Origin of the sequence: Exiguobacterium sp. s129 (assembly GCF_018617585.1) — a bacterium.
GTDB classification, from domain to species: Bacteria; Bacillota; Bacilli; order Exiguobacteriales; family Exiguobacteriaceae; genus Exiguobacterium; species Exiguobacterium aestuarii_A.
Genome location: NZ_JACSKL010000042.1, coordinates 1 through 212 on the forward strand (window position 1 = coordinate 1; position 212 = coordinate 212).

General features: G+C 61.3%; 1 protein-coding gene. It reads left to right on the forward strand.

All coding sequences use genetic code 11. From position 1 onward, the window contains the following. Window positions 1–212 (forward strand): transposase (locus KNO92_RS14765; protein ID WP_214761905.1); only part of this gene is annotated, 212 nt, incomplete at both ends.

A 212-nucleotide genomic window follows, 5' to 3' on the forward strand; every position in this document is an offset into this window, starting at 1 on the left:
GCGGGTTACATGTATCGCGACCAGAAGCCGGAAGGCTTTTTCTGGCTGGCCCATCGGACGGTCGACGCCAAGCACAATTTCATCGTCGACGTACACGTCACGCCCGGAAACGTGTCGGACAGCACCGTCTACCTCGATCGGCTCGACCATGTCCTCGAACGTTTCCGCTTCCCGCTCGAGGCGGTCGCGCTCGATGCCGGCTACTTCACGAC